At 68.5% G+C, this 17,382-nt stretch carries 13 protein-coding genes; 11 read left to right on the forward strand and 2 right to left on the reverse strand.

The genetic code is table 11. From position 1 onward, the window contains the following. Positions 1-9 precede the first annotated feature (9 nt). From AC3AOF_RS11585 to AC3AOF_RS11595, 3 genes are all read left to right on the forward strand, one after another. Entirely contained in the window at positions 10-711 is a 702-nt protein-coding gene (locus AC3AOF_RS11585) for a glutathione binding-like protein (RefSeq protein ID WP_488348598.1), read from the forward strand. A 7-nt stretch (positions 712-718) separates the two neighbouring features. Continuing rightward, positions 719-922 (forward strand): hypothetical protein, encoded by a 204-nt coding sequence (locus tag AC3AOF_RS11590; protein ID WP_236990536.1) that lies wholly within the window; start codon positions 719-721, stop codon positions 920-922. Positions 923-1,168: 246 nt separating this feature from the next. Continuing rightward, positions 1,169-2,935 carry an SLC13 family permease gene (locus tag AC3AOF_RS11595; protein ID WP_488348599.1) on the forward strand — a complete coding sequence of 589 codons (1,767 nt, stop codon included), beginning with the start codon at positions 1,169-1,171 and terminating at the stop codon, positions 2,933-2,935. Between the two features lie 98 nt (positions 2,936-3,033). On the opposite strand, the gene AC3AOF_RS11600 is transcribed toward AC3AOF_RS11595, so the two are convergent. Continuing rightward, on the reverse strand, positions 3,034-3,684 hold the full coding sequence (locus AC3AOF_RS11600; protein WP_488348600.1) for a CPBP family intramembrane glutamic endopeptidase: 651 nt from the start codon (positions 3,682-3,684) through the stop codon (positions 3,034-3,036). A 1,026-nt stretch (positions 3,685-4,710) separates the two neighbouring features. Here AC3AOF_RS11600 and ccmI point away from each other — a divergent pair. From ccmI to AC3AOF_RS11625, 5 genes are all read left to right on the forward strand, one after another. Beyond that, a complete protein-coding gene (ccmI, locus tag AC3AOF_RS11605; RefSeq protein WP_236990538.1) occupies positions 4,711-5,865 on the forward strand; it encodes a c-type cytochrome biogenesis protein CcmI in 1,155 nt (384 codons plus the stop codon). A gap of 292 nt (positions 5,866-6,157) precedes the next feature. Continuing rightward, positions 6,158-6,676, forward strand: a complete 519-nt coding sequence (gene ccmE / locus AC3AOF_RS11610) for a cytochrome c maturation protein CcmE (RefSeq protein ID WP_236990539.1) — start codon at positions 6,158-6,160, stop codon at positions 6,674-6,676. A gap of 154 nt (positions 6,677-6,830) precedes the next feature. Further along, positions 6,831-8,828: a heme lyase CcmF/NrfE family subunit gene (locus tag AC3AOF_RS11615; RefSeq protein WP_488348601.1), complete on the forward strand. Its 1,998-nt coding sequence runs from the start codon at positions 6,831-6,833 to the stop codon at positions 8,826-8,828. A gap of 6 nt (positions 8,829-8,834) precedes the next feature. Beyond that, positions 8,835-9,302, forward strand: a complete 468-nt coding sequence (locus tag AC3AOF_RS11620) for a cytochrome c-type biogenesis protein (RefSeq protein WP_488348602.1) — start codon at positions 8,835-8,837, stop codon at positions 9,300-9,302. Beyond that, positions 9,299-10,294: a P1 family peptidase gene (locus AC3AOF_RS11625; protein WP_488348603.1), complete on the forward strand. Its 996-nt coding sequence runs from the start codon at positions 9,299-9,301 to the stop codon at positions 10,292-10,294. Before AC3AOF_RS11620 ends, AC3AOF_RS11625 begins: the two co-directional genes overlap by 4 nt. A 543-nt stretch (positions 10,295-10,837) precedes the next feature. On the opposite strand, the gene AC3AOF_RS11630 is transcribed toward AC3AOF_RS11625, so the two are convergent. After that, a complete protein-coding gene (locus tag AC3AOF_RS11630) occupies positions 10,838-13,336 on the reverse strand; it encodes an esterase-like activity of phytase family protein (protein WP_488348604.1) in 2,499 nt (832 codons plus the stop codon). Between the two features lie 210 nt (positions 13,337-13,546). Between AC3AOF_RS11630 and crcB the strand changes: the two genes are divergently transcribed. From crcB to AC3AOF_RS11645, 3 genes are all read left to right on the forward strand, one after another. Then, complete coding sequence (gene crcB, locus AC3AOF_RS11635; protein ID WP_236990546.1) at positions 13,547-13,918, forward strand: fluoride efflux transporter CrcB; 372 nt, start codon at positions 13,547-13,549, stop codon at positions 13,916-13,918. Between the two features lie 70 nt (positions 13,919-13,988). Then, positions 13,989-14,294: an Rdx family protein gene (locus tag AC3AOF_RS11640; protein WP_236990547.1), complete on the forward strand. Its 306-nt coding sequence runs from the start codon at positions 13,989-13,991 to the stop codon at positions 14,292-14,294. Positions 14,295-14,384: 90 nt separating this feature from the next. Next, complete coding sequence (locus AC3AOF_RS11645) at positions 14,385-16,910, forward strand: sensor histidine kinase (RefSeq protein ID WP_488348605.1); 2,526 nt, start codon at positions 14,385-14,387, stop codon at positions 16,908-16,910. Positions 16,911-17,382: the final 472 nt, after the last annotated feature.

Raw genomic sequence — 17,382 nt, forward strand, 5'->3', positions numbered from 1 at the left:
GAGCGGCGGATGATCGACCTCTATTACTGGACGACCCCGAACGGTCACAAGGTGACGATGTTCCTGGAGGAGGCCGGCCTCCCCTACACCATCAAGCCGGTCAACATCAGTAAGGGCGAGCAGTTTCAGCCCGAATTCCTCAAGATCGCGCCGAACAACCGCATCCCGGCGATGGTCGACCACGAGCCCAAGGGCGGCGGCGCTCCGGTCTCGCTGTTCGAATCGGGCGCGATCCTGCTCTACCTCGCCGAGAAGACCGGCCGCTTCATCCCCGCCGACGTGCACGGCCGGGCCGAGGTGCTGCAATGGCTGTTCTGGCAGATGGGCGGCCTCGGGCCGATGGCCGGGCAGAACCACCACTTCACGCAATACGCGCCCGAAGAGGTGCCCTACGCCATCAACCGCTACGTCAACGAGACCAACCGGCTCTACGGCGTGCTCGACCGGCGCCTGGCCGATCGCCCCTTCGTGGCGGGCGAGGATTACAGCATCGCCGACATGGCGATCTATCCGTGGATCGTGCCCCACGAGCGCCAGCGCCAGAACCTCGACGACACCCCGAACCTGAAGCGCTGGTTCCAGGCGATCGCCGAGCGCCCGGGCACGAAGGCGGCCTACGACAAGGCGGCGGCCATCAACCAGCAGCCGACGATGTCGGAAGAGGCCAAGAAGATCATGTTCGGTCAGACGGCCGCCAACACCAAGCGCTGAGGCGACCATGGCGACGGGCGGCACCGCGGGCCGGGGCTGGCGCGGGCCCTTGCGCCTCGTCCTCACGGTGGTGCCGCCCCTCGTCGGGGTGGTGCTGATCGGCCAGGCGGTGGTGGATTCGATCGGCGGCGACATCCGCCGCTGGCAGTTCGCCCTGGGCGCGGTCTGCCTGTGCCTGACCGTCGCCGGGCGGCTGGTGCCGGAGGAGTGAGCGGGTTTCCGACTTCGCGCGGGCCGCAGGGCTGTCCGGGACAATGAGTGGCGCGGGGTTCCCCCCCTTCTGCGGGGAAGGGGGAACCCCGCGCCATTCTCGTTCTCGACCCTCATAAAAAAACTCTCCCACCTTTCACCCTGGGCAGATCCCCGCCCCACCCAATCTAGGGAGGCTCGATACCCGGCATCAGGATCACCCGCCCGGCATGACATGCACCCGCCCCCTCGCCCGCAGCGCCCGCGCATGACCCTCGACCAGGGCCTCGCCTTCGGCCTCATCGGGGTCACCGTCCTGCTCTTCGTCTGGGGGCGGCTGCCCTACGACCTCGTGGCGCTCCTCTCCCTGGTCGCCGGGGTGGCTCTGGGGCTGGTGCCGGCCTCGAAGGCGTTCGACGGATTCGCCGACGACGTGGTGATCATCGTGGTGAGCGCGCTGGTGATCTCCGCCGCAATCTCCCGCTCGGGCGTGGTCGAGAGCGCGATGCGCCCGCTGCTGCCTTACTTGCGAAAACCCCGCCAGCAGGTGCCGGCGCTCGCCGGCGCGGTGATGGGGCTGTCGATCGTCACCAAGAATATCGGGGCGCTCGCCATCTTCATGCCGGTGGCGCTCCAGCTCGGGCGCAAGACCGGCACGTCGGCCTCGCTGCTCCTGATGCCGATGTCCTTCGCCTCGCTGATCGGCGGCCTCGTCACGCTGGTGGGCTCGTCGAACAACATCATCGTTGCCAAGGTGCGGGCCGACATCGTCGGCCAGCCCTTCGGAATGTTCGACTTCACCCCCGTCGGCCTCGGGCTGGCGGTGGCGGGCCTCGCCTTCCTGTCGGTGGGCTACCGGCTGCTCCCCAGGGACCGGCGCCCGGCCGGGTCGCTCGCCGCCGCCTTCCGGATCGAGGCGTATACCACCGAGGCCGGCCTGCCGGCGGAATCGCCCCTCGTCGGGGCCACGGTGGGCGAGCTGGAGGCGCTCGGCGACGGCGACGTGACGGTGGCGACCGTCATCCGCGAGCGGTTCCGCCGCTACGTGCCGGGGCCGGACTGGCGGCTGCAGGCCAACGACATCCTGCTCCTCGACGGCGAGCCGGAGGACCTGGAGCGCCTGGTGGCGCGGGCCAAGCTCACCCTGGTCGGGACCCAGCCGGCCGGCGGCGAGATGACGGTGATCGAGGCGGTGATCCCCGACGGCTCGGCGCTCGCCGGCACGACGGCGACGGAGGCGGATCTCGGGGCGCGCTACGGCACCGCGCTCCTGGCGGTCAGCCGCTCGGGCGCGGCGATCACCCGGCGCATCGGCAGCGTGCGCCTGCGGGCCGGCGACGTGGTGGTTTTGCGCGCCGAAGCCGAAAGGCTGGCCGAGGTGCTCACCGAATTCGGCCTGTTGCCGCTCGCCGAGCGCAAACTGGCGCTCGGCCACAGCCGCCGCAGCTACATCCCGATCGCGGTGCTGGCCGGCGCGATGGCGCTGGTCGCGCTCCACCTCGTGCCGGTGGCGATGGCGTTCTTCGGCGCCGCGGTGCTGCTCCTGGTCCTGCGCGTCATGACCATGCACGAGGCCTACGAGACGATCGAGTGGCCGGTGATCGTGCTGCTCGGTGCGCTCATCCCGGTGAGCGACGCGGTACGGACCACCGGCGGCACCGACCTCATCGCCGGGGCGCTGTCGCACGCGATGCAGACCGTGCCGCCGATGCTGGCGATCGGGCTCCTGCTGATCGCCGCCATGGCGGTGACGCCGTTCCTCAACAACGCCGCGACGGTGCTGGTGATGGGCCCGATCGGCGCGAGCCTCGCCCAGAAGCTTGGGCTCAATCCCGACCCGTTCCTGATGGCGGTGTCGGTCGGCGCGGCCTGCGACTTCCTCACCCCGATCGGCCACCAGTGCAACACCCTGGTGATGGGCCCGGGCGGCTACCGCTTCGGCGATTACGCCCGCCTCGGCCTGCCGCTCTCGATCATGGTGATCGTCGTCGGCACGCTGCTGATCAGCCTGTTCTGGCCGGTGGCGATCCCATGATATGTTTATGGAAACAACACTTTGTGCGGTCGAGATTTCGATTTTTTAATCTATCGCAATATAAAATCTTGTTAATTATATGAATAATAAATTAAATACTATCTATATACTAATAGTGCCACTAAGGCATTGTTCCAAGCGTGGACAAGAAGCAATGTAAAAAATGCCTGATTGGCGTACCTGAGATATGTCAAGGTCAGACCTAAGGGAATGATCGCGATCGGGAGTGAATTCGCTCCGGTATAATGCGACATAACCCAAACGACACAAGTAGATATGGCGACAATTTCTACATTATATTTGCAAGAGATTAATTCCCATAGCCCGACTCGAAAAAGCGCTTCTTCTGCGAGGGGCATCAAAAATATAATACTAAATAAAAATAAGATGAAATCTGCATCTAATTGCATTTTATATTTTTGAATCATTTGATAATAATCAGCAACGCAAAGATAAGAGCTTATTAATATGATGGATAAAATAATAGGCATCAATTTTAAATTCTTATAATATCCATCTCTTATGTAACTACATTTTTTCCCCCGCAAAGCGATTATAGTCGCTACGCAGCAGCCGACCAAATTTACTATTGACCCTAGATAAATTAAGCGAAAGTTTACGCACATATTTACTGAACAATATGGCAAAAAATTTGATCTAATTATCAGAATAGCAAACACAAATGAAACCATGTATGAAACTAGAATTACTATTGAAACAACAAATATCCTCACTAAAATCATATTCATATCGCGCCGCTGAATCGAATTACCGATACTAGGGATAGATCTGTAACGAGTGCGACCTACCTAGAGCACTTCACGATCGCGCTGCAATCGCGAAGCTCTCTAGGTCTTTGATTTTGCCGCATTTTCTGCGACGAACCGGTATCCACTTCGTCGGAAAATGCTCTAGGCAAGCCACACTCATCAATTTTTAGTTTTTTTCAATCATCCCGGCCCGCCACTCCAGTTATTGTCATAAGGATAGTACATCTGAGGGTAAGCACCATGTTCTGATATACCATATCCATTGTCTATCGGCATGAAAGAGCTAGTCCACGGCGCTGTTACAGGCGCGAACGATCCATAACCAAAATTCGGATCAGCAGGTCTATACTGAGAAGGATCGTACGACGTGATAGCCGCGCCCATCCAACTGAACATCATTGTTCCGATTTTTCCTCATATTCCTCCAAAGAATCCTGAAAAACCCGAAACCGTATTTCCAGCTACGTTCTTGTATATGTCGCTACTGAAAGGCAGACTGCCTCCATCTCCGCGACCGGGCACAAAGCCATAGCCATCGCTATAAACGGGCGTACCACTGAACAAGCTTGCGATATCGTTACGACCGACATCGATTGCCGGCAGTGATATTGCCCCTTCGTACATCAATCTGCCTTGGCGGTCAAAGTAATAATCGATGCCGCGGCGATCAGCTTCGATAGAGTCAATATCTAATCACCTATTTGTTTCAAGTGACCCAAGGAAAATACCCGTATCAATTTCTACAGCAACATTTTTATAGGATTATGCATTTCCGCATAGGCCTTACCATATAGTAGATATATAATAATATTTTGTTATGTAATTGAATTTTTGCTTATTTGATAAATTTGTTTTTCGTGTTCGCTATTAAATAGATTTTGTAAGTATTTTTTCTTGCGAATTCGCGGTTCACAAAACGTGATCCGAGCACCGGTAGAAATGTGTGACACCTTGTCGCCACGGGCCAGAATCGTGTCTCCCGGGCCCGGGGGATACAGAGGGGGCATGACGGCGATCTGGTTCATCTTCGCGCTCATGACCGGCCTGGCGGTGCTCGCCCTGCTCTGGCCCATGTCGCGCCGCCCGGCCCTCGCGGGCCTCCCCGAAGGCGAGGCGCGCATCGCCACCGAGACCGGATTCTACCGCGACCAGTTGCGCGAGATCGACCGCGACGCCGCCCGCGGGCTCCTCGCCGCTCCGGAAGCCGAGGCGGCCCGGGCCGAGGCCGCGCGCCGCCTGCTGCGGGCGAGCCGCGAGCCCGGCCGGAACCCGGGCGCGGTGGGCGAGCCGGCCCTGCGCCGGCGCCGGGCGGCCTCCGCCTTCGCCCTCTCGACGGTGCCGCTCGTCGCCCTCCTCGTCTACGGCATCTACGGCTCGCCGGACCTGCCGGCCCAGCCCCAGGCCGAGCGCCTGGCCCATGCCCAATCGGCCGGCAACGACCTCGCGGCGGCCCTGGCGCAGATCGAGGCCCACCTCGCCAAGGCGCCGGAGGACGGCCGCGGCTGGACGGTGATCGCCCCGGTCTACCTGCGCCTCGGCCGCACCGAGGACGCCATCAAGGCCTACGAGAATGCCCTGCGCATCCTCGGCGACGACGCCGGGCGCCTGGCCGATTACGGCGAGGCCCTGGTGGCGGCGGGCGACGGGGTCGTCTCGGCCAAGGCCCGCGACGCCTTCGAGCGGGCGCTCAAGCAGGATCCCAAGGCGGTCAAGCCGCAATTCTACCTCGCCCGGGCCGCCGAGCAGGACGGCGACCGCGAGACGGCCCGTGCCCGCTACGCCGCGCTCGCCGCCGCCGCGCCCCCCGAGGCGCCCTGGCTGCCGATGGTGCGCGACAGCCTCGCCCGCCTCGACGGCAAAGCCGTGCCGCCCGCCGCCGCGGCCGGGAATCCCGGCGGGAATCCCGGCATGAGCGAGGAGCAGCGCGGGATGATCCGCGGCATGGTCGAGGGGCTGGCCCAGCGGCTGGCCGAGAAGGGTGGATCGCCGGAGGAATGGGGCCGGCTAGTGCGCTCCTACGTGGTGCTCGGTGATCGCCCGAAGGCGGAGGCGACCCTCTCCCAGGCGCGGACCGCGCTCGGGGGCGACCCCGGCAAGCTGGCCGCTCTGGACGACGTGGCGCGGGAGCTGGGTTTGGGTGCAGCGAAGGCGGTGCCGTGAGAATCGCGACGCTCCTGACCCCTCCCCCCTCTGCGGGGGAGGGTGGCCTGCGGAGCAGGCCGGGAGAGGGGCGGCGCGACGCTGATCCAGGGGGCGCCCTTCATCAAGCGCACGACCTGTCCGGAAACGTGGTTCCCCTCTCCCGACCCCTGCTGACGCAGGGGCCACCCTCCCCCGCAAAGGGGGGAGGGTTCCAGCGCGCGCCCGTCTCGGCCTCGCCGGGCAAGCTCTGCTATGACATGACCATCGACAGAGCCGGCGTCTCCAGGCCGGCCCCCGGGAGACGCCCCTCATGACGCGCCGGCGCCGCCGTTCCGTCCTCATCCTCGTCTGCGGCGCCGTGCTGGCGGTGGCGGCCGGGCTCGTCCTCTCGGCGATGCGCGACACGATCGTGTTCTTCCGCTCGCCGACCGAGGTGGCGAGCCAGAAGGTCGCGCCCGGCACCCGCTTCCGCCTCGGCGGGCTGGTCGAGGCCGGCTCGCTCAAGCGCGAGGCCGACGGGCACGTGGAATTTTCCGTCACCGATACCGGATCGACCGTGCCGGTGCGCTACCGCGGCCTGCTGCCCGACCTGTTCCGCGAAGGCCAGGGCGTGGTGACCGAGGGCGTGCTCCAGGCCGACGGGACGTTCCGCGCCGACACGGTGCTGGCCAAGCACGACGAGACCTACATGCCCCGCGAGGTCGCCGACGCCCTCAAGGCGCAAGGGCGCTGGCAGGAAGGCGCCGGCAAGCCGGGGGCAAGTTCTTCCGCCCAGGGCGCGTCCGCGCAACCGCAAGCCGAGCCCGTCTCGCGCACCGCCGTCAAATAGCGCGGTCCCCGTGCGGCGGAAGGTCTTGGCGGCGCGGGAGACGAAGCGGATTACGATGACGCCCGCGATCCGCCGCGGCAGGATGCCGAGACGGGAGAGCCGTCGACCGATCTCCCGTTCCGATGACTGAAACGCTTACCGAAAGGTCGCCCCGTTGCTGATCGAGGTTGGTCACTACGCCCTCGCCCTGGCGCTCGCCCTGTCGCTGACGCAGATGGTGATGCCGGTCTGGGCGAGCCGCACCGGCGACCCGGTCCTGCGCAGCGTCACGGTGCCGGCCGCGCTCGCCACCTTCGCGTGCATCGCCTTCGCGTTCGGGGCGCTGACCTACGCCCACGTCACCTCGGACTTCTCGGTCCAGAACGTCGTCGAGAATTCCCACTCGATGAAGCCGCTGATCTACAAGATCTCCGGCGTCTGGGGGAATCACGAGGGCTCGATGCTGCTCTGGGTGCTGATCCTGGCGCTGTTCGGCGCCGTGGTGGCGCTCGCCCGGAATTCCGTTCCGCCGGTTCTTCGCGCCAACACCCTCGGGGTGCAGGCCGCGATCACCGCGGTGTTCCTGCTCTTCATCCTGGTCACCTCGAACCCCTTCGCCCGGCTCAACCCGGCCCCGATGGAGGGGCGCGACCTCAACCCGCTGCTCCAGGATCCCGGCCTCGCGATCCATCCGCCGCTGCTCTATCTCGGCTATGTCGGCTTCTCGATCACCTTCGCCTTCGCCATCGCGGCCTTGATCGAGGGCCGGATCGACGCCGCCTGGGCGCGCGCCGTGCGGCCCTGGACGCTCGCGGCCTGGTGCTTCCTCACCGTCGGCATCGCCATGGGGTCGTACTGGGCCTATTACGAGCTCGGCTGGGGCGGCTGGTGGTTCTGGGACCCGGTCGAGAACGCCTCGCTGATGCCGTGGCTCGCCGGCACGGCGCTCGTCCATTCCACCGTCGTGATGGAGAAGCGCGACGCGCTCAAGGTCTGGACGGTCTTGCTCGCCATCCTGACCTTCTCCCTGTCGCTGCTCGGCACCTTCCTGGTGCGCTCCGGCGTGCTCACCTCGGTCCACACCTTCGCCACCGATCCGACCCGGGGCACCTTCATCCTCGGCATCCTGGTGCTGTTCATCGGCGGCTCGCTGGCACTCTATGCCTGGCGGGCGCCGACCCTGCGCCAGGGCGGCCTGTTCGCGCCGATCTCCCGCGAGGGCGCGCTGGTGATGAACAACCTGTTCCTGTCGGCGGCCTGCGCCACGGTGCTCGTCGGCACGCTCTATCCCCTGGCGCTCGAATCGCTGACGGGAGAGAAAATCTCGGTCGGGGCGCCGTTCTTCAACCTGACCTTCGTGCCGCTGGCGGTGCCGCTGCTCCTCGTCGTGCCGTTCGGCCAGACGCTGGCCTGGAAGCGCGGCGACCTTGCGGCGGCGAGCCAGCGGCTGTTCGCCGGCTTCGCGCTGGCCCTCGTCATCGCGCTGGGCGCCGTCGCGGTGACCTGGGGCGGGCCGGTCGGGGCGCCGCTGGGCATCGGGCTCGGCGCCTATCTGGTGATCGGCGCCGCCCTCGAGATCGTCACCCGGGCCAGGGGCAAGACCTTTGGCCTGTCCCTGCGCCGCGCCGCCGGCCTGCCGCGCTCGGCCTGGGGCACGGCGCTGGCGCATGCCGGCGTCGGCGTGACGGTGATCGGCATCGCAGCGCAAGCCTGGAGCGTCGAATCGCTCGCCACCGTGCAGCGCGGCGGGGAGCTGCGCGCCGGCCCCTACGTCGCGGTGCTGGAGGGCGTCCTGCCCCGCACCGGGCCGAACTACACCGAGACCGTCGCCCACCTGACCATCCGGGACGACGGCGTGCCGGTCGGCGTGATCGAGCCGGGCAAGCGGTTCTACGCCTCGCGCAACATGTCGGTGAGCGAGGCGGGCCTGCTGACCCGCGGGGTGAGCCAGGTCTATGCCAGCGTCGGCGAGACCGCGGCCGACGGCAGCGTCGGCATCCGCCTGTACTACAAGCCGCTGGTGCTGCTGATCTGGCTCGGCGCCGTGGTGATGGCGCTCGGCGGCGGCCTCTCCCTGACCGACCGGCGCTTCCGCGTCGGCGCCCCGGCCCTGAAGCCGGCGATCCGCAACGCCGCCGGCCCGGTGCCGCCCCACTCGGTCCCGGCGGAGTAGGCCCCGATGCGCGCTGTCCGCTCCGCTCTCCTCGCCCTGGCGCTGCTCGCTCCCGTCGCCGCCGGCGCGGTGCAGCCCGACGAGGTGATGAAGGATCCAGGCCTGGAGTCGCGGGCCCGGTCGATCTCGGCCGGCCTGCGCTGCCTGGTCTGCCAGAACCAGTCGATCGACGATTCCGACGCGCCGCTCGCCCGCGACCTGCGGCTGATCGTGCGCGAGCGCCTGCGCCAGGGCGACAGCAACGACGCGGTGGTCGATTACGTGGTCCACCGCTACGGGGAGTTCGTGCTGCTGCGCCCGGTCCTGGCCTGGCACACCGCCTTTCTCTGGCTGACGCCCGTTCTGGTGGTCGGCCTCGGCGGCCTCGCCCTGTGGGCCGCGGGCCGGCGGCGCAAGGCCACGGCGCCGAAGGCCCTCTCGGCCGCGGAAGAAGCGGCGGTCGCCGACCTGATGCGCCGGGCCGAGCCGCGGTGAGCGGCAGCCTCACCGACATCGCCGGCCTCCGCGTCGGTCACGCCGAGGATGCGCGAGCGCTGTCCGGCGTCACCGCGATCGTCTTCGACACACCCACGGTGGCGGCGGTCGACATCCGCGGCGGCGGGCCCGGTACGCGGGAGACCGACCTCCTCGATCCCGAGCGCACGGTGCCGGGGGTCGATGCGCTCGTCCTGTCCGGCGGTTCGGTCTTCGGGTTGGATGCCGCCTCCGGCGTCACCGCCTGGCTCGCCGAGACCGGCCGCGGCTTCGCGGTCGGCCCGGCGCGGGTGCCGATCGTGCCGGCGGCGATCCTGTTCGACCTCCTCAACGGCGGCGACAAGGCGTGGGGCCGCTACCCGCCCTATCGCGACCTCGGCTTCGCGGCGGCCGCTTCCGCCGGCACCGATCCGGTGGCGATGGGCTCGGTCGGGGCCGGGCTCGGGGCGCGCACCGCCAACCTCAAGGGGGGCTTGGGCAGCGCCTCGGCCGTGGTCGAGGGCACGGGCGCCCGCGTCGCGGCGCTCGTCGCGGTGAACGCGCTGGGGCGGGTCACGGTCGGGGACGGGCCGCATTTCTGGGCCGGCCCGTTCGAGGAGGGCGACGAGTTCGGGGGATTGGGCCCCGCGCCGACCATCCCGGCCGACGCCTTCGCCTGGCCGATGAAGCCGATGCCCGGCGCCAACACGACGATCGCGGTGGTGGCGACCGATGCCCGCCTGACCAAGGCCGAGGCGCGCCGCCTCGCCGTGACGGCGCAGGACGGGCTCGCCCGGGCGATCGTGCCCGCTCACACGCCGCTGGACGGCGACCTGGTCTTTGCCGCCGCCACGGGCGCCGTGCCGCTCGCCGATCCGGTCGGGGATCTGGCGCGGCTGGGCGATGCCGCGGCGCGGGTGCTGGCGCGGGCGGTGGCGTTGGGGGTGTACCACGCGAGCGCCTTGCCGGTGGCGGGGGCGCAAGCCGCGTGGCGGGATCGGTTCGGAGGATAGGCGCGGCTTTGCGATACAGTCAGTGTGCATCGCCGCTTCTTCGCGCGTGATTCCAACGGTCGTTGAAGACGACCTTTGATATTAGCATGAATATTATCGAGAGAGTGGGAGCCTGTTTGACTGATCGACATACTCCAATCCCATCCACAACCTCATCCTGAGGTGCGACCGCAGGGAGCCCTCCTTCGAGGCTCCCTGCGGTCGCACCTCAGGATGAGGTCGCGGATAGGATGGAAAATTACCTTGCGATGCTGTTCTTGCAACTCAAGTATTCTTTCAGAGTCTGTTTGAGCAGTAATTTCTGAAAAATACATGAGATTATTGGGGGGATATCCTACCCAGCACCTCATCCTGAGGTGCGACTGAAAGGAGCCTCGAAGGAGGGCTCCAGAAGCCTCCGCGATCCCTGGAGCCCTCCTTCGAGGTCAGTCGATCTTCGATCGACTGACACCTCAGGATGAGGTGGATGGGTAGGACATCTCATGCTCACCGTCAGATTTTGGCTGTCAAATCCGCTCAAACAGGCTCTGAGGTCCCCACCCCTCAGAACTGATACCGCAGCCCCGCCGTCACCCCATGCGCCACCCCGGCCCGGGTGCCGATCGCCGCCTGGTAATCCACCCGCCAGCCGAGGTTCTCGGTCAGGCTGCCCTGGAGGCCGACCCCGGCGGTGACGTAGTCGGATGTCAGGAACGGGATCGCCGCGGTCGCGACGGCCATCGGGTTCTGGACGCTGGCGAGGCGGAACAGGCCGGCTTTCTGCTGCGGCCCGAGGCCGAGATTGTAGGCCACCCGCACCGAGGGGACGATGCCGCCGAAGCCCGTATAGGCGAGTTCCGCGCCGAAGCGGGCGGTGGTCTGGAGCACCGTGAGGCCGCCATAGGCGACGTTGTTGCCCGCCGCCCCCGTCTCGGTGAAGCCGCCGACCCGGGCCGAGAGGTGGCTCAGGCCCGCGAAGGGCATCAGCCGGAAAGCGTCGCGGTCGAGGATCAGGCCGGCCTCGCCGTCGAGCGACAGCGCGGTGGCGGAGGTCTTGGAGTCGGCCGTCAGCCCGTACGCGGCCGGGCGGCGGATGCCCGAGAGGTCGATGATCGGGGCGCCGCCGACGATGCCCTGCGCATAGAAGGTCGGGCCGTAATAGCCGCCATAGGCCGCGACCGTGAAGGCGCTCTGGTCCTGGCGGAACCCTTGCGGCCGCGACAGCGAGCCGCCGCCCCCGCCGACCGCGAGGCCGGCCCGCCACGGGCCGGTGAGCGGCAGGTCGAAGCCCGCCGAGCCTTGCGCGATGGTGCGGTCGAGGGACAGGCCGCCGTTGCGCGGCTGGTCGGCGAAGACGAAGTCGCCCCCGACCCAGAGCGCCGGGCCGGAGGTGCCCCAGGCGCCCTGGCCGGGAAGTCCGGCGCTGCGGCGGAGCGCCGAGAGGTGGTCCTGCACGCCCCGCGTCGCCGAGGCCGCGACGCCGATCGCGCCGGCCCCGAGGCCCTGGAGCACCGTCGGCGCCGTCGCCTTCATCACGGCGAGCGAGAGCGGATCGACGTAGGTCGGCAGGGTCAGCCGGTAGGCGAGCAGGATGTTGTCGTTGTTGATGCCGGCATCGTAGGGCTGGCCGTTGATGACGCCCTGGCGGGTCAGGAAGTCGTTGTCGTTGCCGACGAGCAGGAAATAGTCGTTGGGCGCCCGCTCGCTCAAGACCGGCACCAGGCCCATCGCCTCGATCTTCTCCGGCAGGGTGGTCTGGCTCGCCGGGTTGGTATTCAGGTTCATCCCGAAGCGGTTGAGCTGCACCGAGTTGAGCAGGTCGACGACCTCCCGGCTCTGCACCGGGGTCAGCCCGGCCCGCAAGGTGCCGTTCGGGGCGATCGGCGTCGTGCCGTCATAGGCGGTGCCGGCGATGTTGGTCGCGCCCGCGGTGTCGACGAAGAGCACGCTCTTGTAGACGATCGGCGTGGTGTTGCCGGTGCCGAGCCCGTTCGAATCGCGCGACAGCACCAGGAACTGGGTGTCGTTGAGCGCCAGCATCTCGCTCTGGGCCGCGGTACGGTTCGGGGCGCCGCCATTGCCGTTCTGCTGGTAGGCCGGCAGCTGCAGCACGTATTCGCGGCTCGGGGCTCCCGGGGTCGGGGTGCCGGAGACGTCGTAGTAGAGGATGCGGGTATTGGTCCGCTGCTGCTGGTTAGGCCCCGAATCCTGCAGCGTCGCGCTCTGGAGGATAGCGACGAGGCCGCGCCCGTCCGGCGTCAGTGCCAGCGCCTCGAGGCCCTGGTTGTTGCGCCGGCCGGTATCCGGGGGATTGAGCGAATTGAAGTTGAGCTGGCCGTTCGTCACCGGCTGGAGCGCCGCCGGGATGCCGATCAGGCCCTGGAGGCGGCCCTCGCGGCTGAAATAGTAGATGTTCGGGCCGTACTCGTCGCTGACGTAGAACGAGCCGTCGAGGCGGCGCGCCAGGCCCTCGGCGTCGAGGCTGATGCGCCCGGCGCTCGGGCCGGTGGCGGCGGAGGGCAGCACGGTGCCGAGCTGCGTGGTGGTGCCGGCGCCCGGATCGAGGCCGCTGAAACGCTGGCCCCTGGCATCGGTGAGCACGATGCCGCCATCCGGCGTCAGGGTGACCTGGCGCTGCGAGGTGGTGGCCTGCGGCAGGGCCGCAGTGCCGGCATAGGGCGTGAAGCTCAAGTTGAAGCGGTTGAGCCGGCCGGCATAGTCGCTGAACAGCCCGCCGTCGGGGTTGTTGTAGCCGCGGTCGGGCAGCGTGTAGAGCGTGCCCGTATAGGTGTCGCCGTTGCGCCGCCAAGTCGAGAGGTCGACGGCGAGCGAGGAGAACGAGCCGAGGGAATCGCCGAGGAAGTCCCGGGTGGTGGCCGGCAGCCGGGCCACGCCCTGGAGGCCCTGGTTGACGACCGTGGTGCCGCCGACATCGGTCGAGACCGGCCCGTCGACGGGCTGGAGGTTCGGCACCCGCACCTGGACCGACTGGGCCTGCGCGAGCCCCGCGCCGGCGATCAGGCCGCCCGCCGTGAGCGCGGCGCGGATGGAAAGAATGGTCACGATTCGCCCCCAGGCTCACTTTGCGGCAGGGATGGGGCGGTTCGGTGACAGGCACGTGACGGAGTGTTGCCCGTTCGCACCGAATGGAACCCGGTGCGGCGCGCAGGCCACGGTTGCGCCGGCGGCCTCGCCCCGATCGGCGGACCGTGGCAGAAGCCTCGCGGGATCGACGGAGACGTCGCAGAAGACTTGGCAGGAGACTTGACGGCGGTGAGCTACCTGGTGGTCTTTCTCGGCGCCGGCCTCGGCGGGGCCCTGCGCCACGGCGTCAATCTCTGGGCCGCGCGGGCGGGCAGCAGCTTCCCGTTCGGCACGATGGTGATCAACATCCTCGGCTCGATCATGATGGGCGTGCTCACCGGCTGGTTCGCCGCAAGGGGCGGAGGACCGCAGGCCCTGCGGCTCTTCCTCACCACCGGGATCCTCGGCGGCTTCACCACCTTCTCGACATTCTCGCTCGAGGCCTTCCTGCTCTGGGAGCGCGGCGCGCACGCGGCGGCGCTCGCCTATGTGGGAGGATCGGTGGCGGCCGGCATCGTCGGCGTCGGCGTGAGCCTCCTGGTGCTGCGCCAGCTCGCGTGAGGCGGGAGCCGCGGCGACCAATCCGCGCGGGTTGACAAGCGGGGGGATCGGAGGCGGAGTCTCCCTCACGATGAGCGACACCGCCCCCCGTCCAGAGGCCGAGAAGCCCCGCATCGCCATCACCTACTGCACCCAGTGCAACTGGCTGCTGCGGGCCGGCTGGATGGCGCAGGAGCTGCTCTCGACCTTCCGCGACGCGATCGGCGAGGTGGCGCTGATCCCCGGGACCGGCGGCGCCTTCGCGATCACCTGCGGCGACGCCCTGATCTGGGAGCGCAAGCGCGACGGGGGATTTCCCGACATCAAGACCCTCAAGCAGCGGGTGCGCGACCGGATCGAGCCGGGCCGCGACCTCGGCCACATCGACAGGGCCTGACGCCTTGACCGAGCCGCGCCGCCGGCGCGCCGCCAGGACAGGGCACAAGGCAAGACAGGGTCCAGGGACGGTCGTCATGAGGACCACGCCATGATCCGCCGCCGGCTGAACGCCCTGCGGCGGGACGGGCTGTCGACGCAGGTCTACCTCGTCGCCCTGGCGATCGCGCTGATCGGGCCCGGCCTGCTGTTCACCGCCGTGCTGCTCGGTCGCTACGCCTCCCTGGAGCGGGTGCGCTTCCAGCAGGATGCCCGCGAGAGCGTGCGCGGCATCGCGCTCAGCGTCGACCGGGACATGGCCGGGCTCGTCTCCGTGCTCCAGACCCTCGCGGCCTCGCCGCGGCTGCGGCAGGAGGGATTCGGCCATCACGGACTCGCCGGCTTCGAGACCCAGGCCCAGGCGGTGACGGAGGCGACGGGCTTCCGCCTCTCGCTGCGCCGGCCGGACGGCACCCAGCTCGTCAACACCGCCCTGCCCCACGGCGCGCCGCTGCCGCAGGACCCGCATCCCGAGGATGCCGCCGTGCTGGCGACGAAGCGCCCGGTGGTCGGCGACGTCCGGGCGGGCGCGCCCGGGCGGGCGCCGACCTACGACGTGGCGGTGCCGGTGATGGTCGCAGGCGTGCCGGCCTACGTGCTCAGCCTCACGGTGCCGGTGGCGCGGCTGCACCAGATCCTGGTCCAGGATCTCGCGCCGGGCTGGACCACCGCGATCATCGACCGCAAGGGCCTGCTGCTCGCCCGCTCGGAGGATCAGGACAGCCTCGCCGGCCAGCCGATGCAGGCCTCCTTGCGCGGCTCCCCGTCCGGCGCCCCCGACATCTGGGAGGGGGTCGACCGCCGCAAGCGGCCGGTCCTCTACGTCGAGACCACCGCGAAGGCGGCGGGCTGGACCGTCGGCGCCAGCATCCCCAAGCAGCAGGTCGAGGCGCCGCTGCGCCACTGGGTCCTGGCCTTCGGGGGGTTCGGGCTCCTGGCGCTGGCGGTGTCCTCCGTCCTGGCGGTGAAGCTGTGGGCGCGGGTCGCCGAGCCGCTGCGCCAGCTCGCCCAGGCCGGCGGCGCGCTCGCCGTCGGCCAGCCGGTGCCGCGGGTCTCGACGCCGATCCGCGAGATCCGCCAGCTCGCCGACGTGCTGGCCGACGCCTCGCAGAGCCTGCGCCGGCGCATCGCCGAGCGCGACCAGGCGCTCGAGCAGCAGAGCCGCAGCCTCGCGGCCTTGCGCGAGAGCGAGGCGCGGTTCCGCCACATGGCCGATTCGGCCCCGGCCCTGATCTGGATGACCGACGAGGCGGGCGAGATCGTCTTCGCCAACCTCCACTACGATTACCTGTTCGGCCGCGCGACCGGGACGCTGACCGGGGGACGCTGGCGCGAGATCGTCCACCCGGACGACCTGCCGGGCTTCGCGGCGGCGTTCGAGACCGCATTCGCGGCGCGCACGCCCTTCCGCTGCGCGACCCGGGTGATCGACCGGCACGGGGCGACGCGCTGGCTCCTGTGCGAGGGGGTGGCCCGCCTCGACGATCACGGCCGCTTCCTCGGCTATACCGGCTGCAACGTCGACATCACCGAGGCCAAGGACGCCGAGACGGCGCTCCGCGAGGGCGAGGAGCGCCTGCGTCTGGCGCTCGCCGCCGGCCGGCTCGGCACCTGGGAGATCGACCTCGCCTCCGGGCAGCACCGCCTCTCGGCCCGCTCGGCGGAGATCTTCGGGGCAGCCCCGCTCTCGCACGAGGCCTGGACCCGCACCGTGCACCCGGAGGACCGGGCCCGGATCGAGGCGGCGCTCGCCGCCCTGCTGGCCGGGGATTCCGACTACCGCACCGAGTTCCGGATCCGCCCGGACCGTGCTCAGCTGCGCTGGGTCAGCGCCCAGGCGATCGTGCAGCGCGATGCCGGCGGCCGAGCGCGCCGGGTGATCGGCATCCATCAGGAGGTGACCGAGCGCAAGCGGGCCGAGGAGCACCTGCGCCTCCTGGTGCACGAGCTGAACCACCGGGTGAAGAACACGCTGGCCACCGTGCAGTCGATCGCGATGCAGAGCCTGCGCGGCCTCGACGGGCCGGCCGCCGCCGGTGCCAGGACGGCCTTCGAGGCGCGGCTGATCGCGCTCGCCCGCGTCCACGACGTGCTCACCCGCGAGAGCTGGGAGGGGGCGGAGCTGGCCGAGGTGGTGAAGGATGCGCTCGCGCCCCTCGACGGGCCGGGGGAGCGCTTCGTCGTCGGCGGCCCCGCCTTGCGCCTGCCGCCCCGCATCGCCCTGTCGATCGCCATGGCGCTGCACGAGCTCGCCACCAACGCGGTCAAGTACGGCGCCCTCTCGGTGCCGGCGGGCCAGGTCGCCCTGTCGTGGAGCGTCGCGGAGGGGCGTCTCGCCTTGCGCTGGCAGGAAAGCGGCGGGCCGCCGGTCGTCCCCCCGACCCGCACCGGCTTCGGCTCCCGCCTGATCGAGCGCAGCCTCGCCCGCGAGCTCGACGGCACCGTGAGCCTGAGCTTCCCGCGGGAGGGCGTGGTCTGCACCATCGTGGCGCCGTTGGGGGAGCCTGAGGTGACGCAGCCGGACGCGCGGGAGGAGGAAACCGCGCCGGCCCGGCGCCGGGCGGCGGGGCAATCGTGAGGTGCGGGGCTGTCCGGAGCAATTTTCGGAGACGACAATAGCGCGGGTATTCCCCTCTCCCCGCGGGCGGCTATCGCATTCACACATCTCGGTTCGAGCGTTCTCCCTCTCGAAGGTAGCGCGCCTCCCCTCCCCCTTGCGGGGAGGGGTATGGGGGTGGGGGTGGTACCGGATAGACCGCGCGCTTTACGCGGCACCACCCCCACCCCTAACCCCTCCCCACAAGGGGGAGGGGAAAGCGCCCATATTTCCAGAGGGTTAGCTCTCGGAGGAGAAGTGTGAATCCGCTCGCCGCCCGCGGGGAGAGGGGGCGGCCCGCACCGGTCTGATCATCGGACCTTCCCTAAGAGAAATCCATAAACCCCGAAGACTCCTGCATCGGAGCGGAAGTAAGCCGCCCGGTCGATGGCCGGCGGCGAAAACTCTCCCATATCGCCTGGGAAAGCCGAGGGCCCGTCCCGCGCCCGGCGCC

It is taken from the genome of Methylobacterium sp. 142-1Y (assembly GCF_057747795.1).